Genomic DNA, 7,880 nt, shown 5'->3' on the forward strand with positions numbered 1-7,880 from the left:
CCGTCAACGCCCACAAGGCCGGCACCGTCACCGGCCTGTCCGTCGAACCCGGCGCCGCCATCACCCAGGGCACCGTCCTCGCCGAACTGAAATAGGCACCTGCACCACTCGTGAGTCCTTCTCGGCCCCCGGGGGCCGAGAAGGACTCACAGTAGTCTGTACGCATGTCTGACGTTCCCGAGATCCGTGTCGGCACTGCCGAACGCGAGCAGGCCCTGAACTTGTTGAGCGAACATTTTGCGGCGGGCCGTTTGACGGTCCCCGAGTTCGACGAGCGCAGTCTCGCGGTCACGAATGCCATCACCCGCGGCGAGCTCGATCGAGTGTTCACCGACCTCCCCGCGACCACGGTCGGCACGCCTGCCAAGGCCGAATCGACCGGCACCGACAACGACCAGAACTGGCGTCGCATCGTGATGTCGGTGATCCCGCTCGTCGCCCTCGTGCTGTTCTTCGTCGTCCCGGTCGACAACAGCTGGCTGTTCTTCCTGATGATCCCCGCCGCCGGCGCCATCCTGTTCGGCACCCGCGACGACCGCCACGGTCGAGATCGCCGCCGCGACCGGGACCGGGACCGCTGACGTGGAACCGGTCGAGGTCAATGCGGGTGGCTGGTACCTGCGCGCGCTGCGCGCCGACGAGCGGGTCGACGATCGTCCGGCGCTCGCGGACGGTGGAATCGCCGAACCCGAGTACGTCGCCCGCCGCACGGCGCAGTGGCTGAGCGACGAGCATTATTCGTGGGCGATCTGCCAGCCCAACACCGGCGAACTGCTCGCCGAGGTGGGGCTCACCCCGTCCGGGGACTCCGCGACCCTCACCGGCTGGGCGCGGACCGGCCACGAGGACGCGCTCGCGAGCGGATCGGATGCGGTGCAACGGTTTGCAGAGGGCGCACTGGGGTTCACGGTCCAGCGGTGAGTATGCGATCCGTTCCGGTGGCGGCCCTCACCGTGCTGGCACTGGTCATGCTGCTGTCCCCTGCGTCCGCGACGCCGTCGGGTCCCGAGCATGCCGACAAGGTGGTGCACGCCCTGCTGTTCGCGGCGCTGGCGGCAGCCTCCCGGTATGCGCTCCTGACGCCACGGATCACCGTGCTCTGGCTCGCTGCGTTCGCGGTGATCACCGAGATACTGCAGGGCGTGCTGCCGATCGGCCGGCACGGATCGGTGTGGGATCTCTGCGCCGACATGGTCGGTGTGGCGATCGGCTTGTCCGCTCAGTCCGCGATCATCCGCTCCCGCAGCAGAGTCTGAACCCCGACGTCGAGGCCGAGTCCGTCGGAGAAATACCGCTCGACGGTCCCGTACTGCTCGCGCATCACAGCCAGGGACACCTCCAGGTACTGCTCACGGACTCCGAGCACGGGCTCGAGCAACGCCGGATCTCCACCCGCGTCGACGAATTTCTCGAACACGCTCGCGAACGACGGAAGCAGGAGTTCGTTGGTCAGCAGGTAGTCGTGGAACACGTCTTCCTCACTGACTCCGAGGAGCAGCAGCACCGCCGCCGTGGCCCATCCCGTCCGGTCCTTGCCGGTGGTGCAGTGCACGAGGGCAGGAGTGTTGCCGTTCGAGGCCAGGCCGCCGAACAACTCCCGGTACGAGGAGACCGCGCTCGGCATCTCGACGAAGTCGCGGTAGCTGCCCTCGAAGTATTCGATCGCGCGTCCGCCGCCGAGTTCCCGTTCGGCGATCATCGGATCGGCGATCACCTGGAGCATCTGCGCGGGGATAGACCGGATCCCCTTGTCGGCGAGCACGTCCAACGCGACCGCGCGGGCCCCGTCCGGGAGTTTGTCGGGTGCCGCGTCACGCTCGTCCGCGGTGCGCAGGTCGTACACCGTCCGGATCCCGAGGCCGTCGAGCAGCGGCATGTCCGTGTCCGCGACCCGGCTGAGATCGGTCGAACGGAAGTACACACCGGTGCGCACTTTCGCGCCGTCCCGGGTTCGGTAGCCACCGACGTCTCGCAGATTGGGCACGGACGTGAGCGGTATCGGCGTCATGCGTCGACGGTACCGCCCAGCACTCGGGCCAGTGCATCCACCGCGGCGTCGAGTTCGGCGGTCGTCACCGTCAGAGGTGGGCGGAACCTGATCCCGCGCTTGCCGGTCGGCAGGATCAGCACCCGCTCCCGGTCCCTGAGGTCCGCGACGACGCGGTCCCGTCGCTGCGGGGTAGGGAGCGTGATCGCGCACATGAGGCCACGCCCCCGTGGCTCGGTCACCTCGGCGTTCGCGCGTGCGAGTTCCCGCAGTCGTTCGACGAGATGCGCCCCGGTCATCCGGGCTCGGTCGACGAGCCTGTCCTCCTCGACGATCTCGAGGATCCGGCGGGACCGCACCATGTCGGTGAGGTTGCCACCCCAGGTGGAGTTGATCCGCGAGCTGACGGTAAACACGTTGTCGGGGATGTCGTCCACCCGGCCGCCGGCCATGATCCCGCAGACCTGCGTTTTCTTGCCGAACGCGACGACGTCCGGGTGCACTCCCAATTGCTGGTACGCCCAGGCGGTGCCGGTGAGACCGCAGCCGGTCTGCACCTCGTCGAGAATGAAGAGGGCGTCGTTGTCACGGCAGAGCGCCTCCATCGCCTGGAAGAACTCCGGGCGGAAGTGGTGGTCGCCGCCCTCACCCTGGATGGGTTCGGCGATGAAACACGCCACGTCCGAGGGGTTCTCGGCGAACACACGCCGCGCCTGGTCCAGTGCGTGGCGCTCGGCGTATTCGACGTCCCGCCCGTCTGCGAGGTACGGGGAGTCGATGCGCGGCCAGTCGAACTTGGGGTACCGCGCCACCTTGCCGGGCTCGGTGTTGGTGAGCGACATGGTGTATCCACTGCGCCCGTGGAACGCCTCGGTCAGATGCAGGACCTTCGTGCCGAGCGCCGGGTCGAGGCCGCGGCTCTCATTGAGCCTGCTCTTCCAGTCGAACGCCACCTTCAGAGCGTTCTCGACGGCGAGTGCGCCACCGTCGATGAAGAAGAGATGCGGCAGTGCGGGATCCCCCAGCACCCGGGCGAACGTCTCGACGAACCGCGCCATCGGGACGGTGTAGATGTCGGAGTTGCTCGGTTTGTTGATCGCCGCCGCCGCCAGTTCCCGACGAAAGGCGTCGTCGTCCGCCAGTTCCGGGTGGTTCATCCCGAGCGCCGACGAGGCGAAGAATCCGAACATGTCCAGGTAGCTGGTGCCGTCCCGCTGGTCGACGAGATGCGTACCGCGTGAGCGCTCCAGGTCGAGCACAAGGTCGAAACCGTCGACCAGAATGCGCTCGCGCAGCACGTCGTGCACCTGGCTCGCCGGCAGCTCGCCCCCATCTCCGGTAAATCGAATCGCTGTGCTCATACCGAGAGATTACGTCAAAATTCCTGTGAACCGGCGACGATTCGGCAACATATCCGGAACAGGGCTCACTTGTCGTAAAATGTTTGCAAGATGATCGTGCTGCGCGTGTGTACGTTGGCGGTGGCACGAATCTCCTGCAGCAGGTGTTCCAGCTCCCGCGGGGACGCGACGCGCACCAGCAGCACGTAGCTCTCCTCCCCCGCGACCGAGTGACACGCTTCGATCGCGGGGAGGTTCCGCAACAGAGCAGGTGCATCGTCGGGCTGCGACGGATCGAGAGGGGTGATCGCGACGAATGCGGACAGACCGTGCCCGAGCGCATCCGGATCGATCTTCGCGGTGTACCCGCGGATCACTTTGCGGGCCTCGAGCCTGCGCACCCTGGACTGCACGGCAGAGATCGACAGCCCCGCTTTCTCGGCGAGTGTCGCCAGAGTCGCCCGGCCGTCGGCCACCAGCTCCTGCATCAGTACCCGATCGATGTCGTCGAGAGGAGTATGGGGTGCGTCGCTACGAAAAGATTCCACCACCAGCGCAGGCTAGCCCAGCGGAGGTGCATCATGGTTGAAACGTGGGAGCTCCGCGCCCGCTTTGCCCGGGCGCTGGCGGCGTCGTACGGCAGGGAGGTGCCCGCCTACGCGACGCTGGTCGACGTGGCCGGTGCGGTCGACGCGGACTTCGCGGCGCGATACTCGGCCGACGCCGAACTCGAACGTATCTCACCCGCCGCCGCCGACATCGGTGGGCGCACGAGCGTCCGCGTCCTCCATCTGGCGCCGCGGGTCTTCGACATCGACGACCTGTGCCGGCGTTCGGCGCGGCGGGGCCTCACGATGATCGACCGCACCCAGGGACCACCCGCATGGAGTGGCCCGGACGTACTTCTGCGGCGGGCAGTTCCTCGCCGTCGGCGAACCACGCGGAGTCGCCGTTGCGGAGTGCTCTCGGGCGAGGAACACGTCGCGGAGCCCATTTTCTACGAGGACTTCCTCCCAGCGGCGGTCGGTGCCGGCCCCGACCGCCTACCGTGGCTCGCCGAGACACTCGGCCGGCCCGTGCACGACCCGTTCACGCTCGACCGACAGCAGCAGGATCGAACCCGAGAGAGGACAGCATCGTGAACCTTCCCGCCCCCGAGGAGTTGTGCCGACGCGCCGAGGAAGCACTGATCAGGTGCGGCGCCGAGATCACCGACGCCGGTGGACCGCTCGTCGCGCGCACACCGATCACCGGAACCGAACTGCGCACGGTGACCGCGAGCAGCGCGGACGACGTGGACCGGGCGATCACCGCGGCGCACGAGGCCTTTCTCGAGTGGCGTACCGTCCCAGCCCCCCAGCGCGGCGCGGTGGTGCGCCGCCTGGGTCAGCTTCTGACCGAACACAAGACGGATCTGGCGGAACTGGTCACCCTCGAGGCGGGCAAGATTCCGTCCGAGGCGCAGGGCGAAGTGCAGGAGATGATCGACATCTGCGAATTCGCGGTCGGTCTGTCACGCCAGTTGTACGGCAGGACGATGGCGTCGGAACGGCCGGGACACCGGCTGATGGAGACGTGGCACCCACTGGGAGTTGTCGGGGTGATCTCGGCGTTCAACTTCCCCGTGGCCGTGTGGTCGTGGAACACCGCCGTCGCGCTGGTCTGCGGCGACACGGTGGTGTGGAAGCCGTCGGACCGGACTCCGCTCACCGCAATCGCCTGTGATGCACTGCTGGCGCGCGCTGCCCGCGACGTCGGTGCACCAGCCGGGATCCACGCCCTGGTCCAGGGCGCGGGGGACGTCGGTGAGCGTCTCGTCGACGACGCACGCGTGGCTCTGGTCAGCGCCACCGGGTCCGTGCGGATGGGTCGCGCCGTAGGTCCGCGCGTCGCCGCGCGCTTCGGCAAATGCCTGCTCGAGTTGGGCGGCAACAACGCAGCGGTGGTGGCCCCGTCCGCCGATCTCGATCTGGCCGTGCGGGGAATCGTCTTCTCCGCCGCGGGCACCGCAGGCCAGCGCTGCACGTCCCTGCGGCGGCTGATAGTGCACTCGTCCGTCGCCGACGAACTGGTGCAGCGCATCTCTTCGGCGTACGGCCAGTTGAAGGTCGGGAATCCGTTCGACGACGGCGTCCTCGTCGGTCCGTTGGTGAACGGCTCCGCGTTCGAGGCCATGCAGACCGCGTTGGACAAGGCCCGCGCCGACGGCGGGAACGTCGTCTGCGGCGGCGAACGCAGCGGGGGCAGCGACTCCGCCTACTACGTCTCGCCCGCCCTCGTGCGGATGCCCGCGCAGACGTCGGTGGTGCAGGAGGAGACGTTCGCACCGATCCTCTACGTCCTCACCTACGACGACTTCGACCAGGCGATCGCGTTGCACAACGAAGTGCCCCAAGGTCTCTCGTCGTCGATCTTCACGACCGATCAGCGTGAGGCCGAGAGGTTCCTCGCGGCAGACGGTTCCGACTGCGGCATCGCGAACGTCAACATCGGCACGTCGGGGGCGGAGATCGGCGGGGCGTTCGGCGGCGAGAAGGAGACGGGTGGCGGACGCGAGTCCGGATCCGACGCATGGAAGGCCTACATGCGCCGGGCGACGAACACCGTCAACTACTCCGATCGACTCCCGCTCGCGCAGGGGGTGGAGTTCACCTGATCGGCGGCGTCGACCGGCTACTCTCGGGGCGTGAGCAACTGGACCGAGATGGCGCGTGAGATTGCCGAGAACGTGTTGTTCCCGGTAGCCGACAGCGTCGATGCCGACGGCGAGATTCCCGACAGTCACTTCGAGACGCTCGCCGCCGACGGCTTCTACGGACTCGCGGCACCGGGCGAAGAAGGTGTGACGCCGTCGGTGCTGGTCGACGTGATGGAGACGTTGTGCGGCGGCTGCCTCGCGACGGCGTTCACGTGGATGCAGCATCACGGCGTCGTCGCCGGTCTCGCCGGTTCGCCGAACACGGCCCTGCAGGATCGTTACCTCGACGGACTCATCGACGGCACCGTGCGGGCCGGTGTCGCTCTGGCCGGAGCGATTCCCGTCCCGCCCACTCTGTGGGCACGCAGCGTCGATGACGGCTACGTGCTCGACGGGGTGTCACCGTTCGTCACGGGCTGGGGCATCGTCGATCTGCTCCAGGTGTCGGCGCGCGACGAGTTCGACGACTCCATCGTGCACGTCATCATTCCCGCACAACCGCTTCGGGGACTCACCGCCGAGGAACTCCCGCTGATCGCGGCCCGCGGTTCCAACACGGTCAGGTTGAAATTCGACGGGCTCGCCGTGCCACGCGATCTGGTGAGTGCCGTCGTCTCCCCCGAGGATTTCGCAAAGAGCCAGCTGTTCGGGTCGTGGATCAACGGGTGCATGGCGATGGGGATCACCCGCCGGGCGATCAGCGAACTGGAGGCTATCGGAGTCGACGCCGACCCGTTCGAGGAGCAGGCCGCCCGGGCACGACTCGACCTGAACGCGGCGCTCGAAGGCCGCGCGGAGATCGCCGAAGCACGGGCCCGCGCTTCGGAACTCGCCATCCGCACCGCCGCCGCCCTCGTCACGGCGAAGGGTAGTTCGTCATTGCTTGCCGGGAACACCGCGGAACGCCTCATGCGTGAAGCCACCTTCACGCTCGTCGCAGCGGGACGTCCGGCGATCAAGTCGGCGTTGCTGGAGCGCCTCGGCCGCGACTAGCGGGTGCGGACCCTCAGGTCACCGAACAGCGAGTACGACACGATGCGGATCGTCGGGGCTCCGGGCCCGGGATCCTGTGCACCGGCGTCGAGTTCACGGTCACCGAAGAGGTCGAAACCACCCACCTCGACGTGCACGCCCTCCGGAACGGTGATCGTGCTGTCGCCGAACAGCGTGACGAGCGTGATCGTCGACGTACGGGCGCCGATCACCGCCGACCGGAGGTCGAGCTTCACGTCCCCGAACACGAGCAGGGCCAATGTCTTCACGGCGAGCGACCAGCGGCCGGAACGCTTGGTGTCGCCGAATATTCCGACGATGGTGGACTGAGGTCGCGACACCGGCGCCGTCGGTGCCTCGACGGGAACCAACTGCCCGAGGCGCTCGGCGTCGACGTCGCGTGACCAGACGATCGCGGCCTGCTCCGAATACTCCTCCAGTGTGAGCTTTCCGTCCCCCACCCCCTTCTCGAGCCGGGCTTGTGCAGCCTCCCGGAGTTGGTCGAGTTCGTAGCCGTCCCCTGCAGCAGTCATGGCTCCACCGTAACTGTCGGTGCCCTCGTCTACTGTCTGACGGCTCCACCCGTGACGCACCGCCCCTTCGACCGAAGCGAGACAACGTGATCAGGATGATCCGCGCAGTTGCTCTGGCGCTACTCGCTGTGGGCGCCTATGTGGTGGTCTCCGAGCACGACCCCGCCACCGTCGAGTTGCCGTCGCCGGCGTTCGTTCCCGCGACAGCGGAATACAACACAGTATCAACTACCTGGTCCTGAAGGACGCGGGTTTGCTGCTCACGTTCTAACTGGCTGTTAGAGGGGTGGCTGCTTTAGGCACGGTTGATTGGGCGGCCCGGTAGTTGT

11 protein-coding genes are annotated in these 7,880 nt (G+C 67.4%); 7 read left to right on the forward strand and 4 right to left on the reverse strand.

The annotated features are described in order from the left end of the window. Window positions 1-164: 164 nt before the first annotated feature. Genes ACFWAY_RS52365 through ACFWAY_RS52375 form a run of 3 tightly spaced genes read left to right on the forward strand, consistent with a single transcriptional unit; the run spans window position 165 to window position 1,256 of the window. Window positions 165-581, forward strand: a complete 417-nt coding sequence (locus ACFWAY_RS52365; RefSeq protein WP_378452074.1) for a DUF1707 domain-containing protein — start codon at window positions 165-167, stop codon at window positions 579-581. A gap of 1 nt (window position 582) precedes the next feature. After that, window positions 583-921, forward strand: a complete 339-nt coding sequence (locus ACFWAY_RS52370) for a hypothetical protein (protein WP_378452073.1) — start codon at window positions 583-585, stop codon at window positions 919-921. 2 nt (window positions 922-923) lie between these two features. Continuing rightward, window positions 924-1,256 (forward strand): VanZ family protein, encoded by a 333-nt coding sequence (locus ACFWAY_RS52375; RefSeq protein ID WP_378452082.1) that lies wholly within the window; start codon window positions 924-926, stop codon window positions 1,254-1,256. On the opposite strand, the gene ACFWAY_RS52380 is transcribed toward ACFWAY_RS52375, so the two are convergent. From ACFWAY_RS52380 to ACFWAY_RS52390, 3 genes are all read right to left on the reverse strand, one after another. After that, window positions 1,220-2,008, reverse strand: a complete 789-nt coding sequence (locus tag ACFWAY_RS52380) for a tyrosine-protein phosphatase (RefSeq protein ID WP_378452072.1) — start codon at window positions 2,006-2,008, stop codon at window positions 1,220-1,222. The genes ACFWAY_RS52375 and ACFWAY_RS52380 overlap by 37 nt on opposite strands. After that, window positions 2,005-3,348 carry an L-lysine 6-transaminase gene (gene lat, locus ACFWAY_RS52385; protein WP_378516340.1) on the reverse strand — a complete coding sequence of 448 codons (1,344 nt, stop codon included), beginning with the start codon at window positions 3,346-3,348 and terminating at the stop codon, window positions 2,005-2,007. The genes ACFWAY_RS52380 and lat overlap by 4 nt, the downstream gene beginning before the upstream one ends. 65 nt (window positions 3,349-3,413) lie before the next feature. Further along, complete coding sequence (locus ACFWAY_RS52390) at window positions 3,414-3,878, reverse strand: Lrp/AsnC family transcriptional regulator (protein ID WP_378452070.1); 465 nt, start codon at window positions 3,876-3,878, stop codon at window positions 3,414-3,416. A 30-nt stretch (window positions 3,879-3,908) separates the two neighbouring features. On the opposite strand from ACFWAY_RS52390, the gene ACFWAY_RS52395 reads away from it, so the two are divergent. The 3 genes from ACFWAY_RS52395 to ACFWAY_RS52405 are packed head-to-tail and all read left to right on the forward strand — an operon-like array spanning window position 3,909 to window position 7,018. Then, a complete protein-coding gene (locus ACFWAY_RS52395) occupies window positions 3,909-4,469 on the forward strand; it encodes a 2-oxoadipate dioxygenase/decarboxylase family protein (RefSeq protein WP_378516341.1) in 561 nt (186 codons plus the stop codon). Further along, window positions 4,466-5,983: an aldehyde dehydrogenase family protein gene (locus tag ACFWAY_RS52400; RefSeq protein WP_378452068.1), complete on the forward strand. Its 1,518-nt coding sequence runs from the start codon at window positions 4,466-4,468 to the stop codon at window positions 5,981-5,983. The genes ACFWAY_RS52395 and ACFWAY_RS52400 overlap by 4 nt, the downstream gene beginning before the upstream one ends. Window positions 5,984-6,013: 30 nt before the next feature. Beyond that, on the forward strand, window positions 6,014-7,018 hold the full coding sequence (locus tag ACFWAY_RS52405) for an acyl-CoA dehydrogenase family protein (protein ID WP_378516342.1): 1,005 nt from the start codon (window positions 6,014-6,016) through the stop codon (window positions 7,016-7,018). On the opposite strand, the gene ACFWAY_RS52410 is transcribed toward ACFWAY_RS52405, so the two are convergent. Further along, window positions 7,015-7,551 (reverse strand): LiaF domain-containing protein, encoded by a 537-nt coding sequence (locus tag ACFWAY_RS52410; RefSeq protein WP_378516343.1) that lies wholly within the window; start codon window positions 7,549-7,551, stop codon window positions 7,015-7,017. The two genes, ACFWAY_RS52405 and ACFWAY_RS52410, sit on opposite strands and share 4 nt — an antisense overlap. Before the next feature lie 95 nt (window positions 7,552-7,646). Here ACFWAY_RS52410 and ACFWAY_RS52415 point away from each other — a divergent pair, with 95 nt between their 5' ends. Further along, on the forward strand, window positions 7,647-7,793 hold the full coding sequence (locus ACFWAY_RS52415) for a hypothetical protein (protein WP_378516344.1): 147 nt from the start codon (window positions 7,647-7,649) through the stop codon (window positions 7,791-7,793). Window positions 7,794-7,880: the final 87 nt, after the last annotated feature.

The organism is Rhodococcus sp. NPDC059968 (assembly GCF_042738615.1).
In the GTDB taxonomy this organism is placed as follows: Bacteria; Actinomycetota; Actinomycetes; order Mycobacteriales; family Mycobacteriaceae; genus Rhodococcus_F.

Coding starts and splice junctions, on each gene's coding strand:
- ACFWAY_RS52380 (WP_378452072.1), bottom strand. CDS start 2,008: ATGACGCCGATACCGCTCACGTCCGTGCCCAATCTGCGAGACGTCGGT.
- ACFWAY_RS52375 (WP_378452082.1), top strand. CDS start 924: ATGCGATCCGTTCCGGTGGCGGCCCTCACCGTGCTGGCACTGGTCATG.
- ACFWAY_RS52415 (WP_378516344.1), top strand. CDS start 7,647: ATGATCCGCGCAGTTGCTCTGGCGCTACTCGCTGTGGGCGCCTATGTG.
- ACFWAY_RS52395 (WP_378516341.1), top strand. CDS start 3,909: ATGGTTGAAACGTGGGAGCTCCGCGCCCGCTTTGCCCGGGCGCTGGCG.
- ACFWAY_RS52410 (WP_378516343.1), bottom strand. CDS start 7,551: ATGACTGCTGCAGGGGACGGCTACGAACTCGACCAACTCCGGGAGGCT.
- lat (WP_378516340.1), bottom strand. CDS start 3,348: ATGAGCACAGCGATTCGATTTACCGGAGATGGGGGCGAGCTGCCGGCG.
- ACFWAY_RS52365 (WP_378452074.1), top strand. CDS start 165: ATGTCTGACGTTCCCGAGATCCGTGTCGGCACTGCCGAACGCGAGCAG.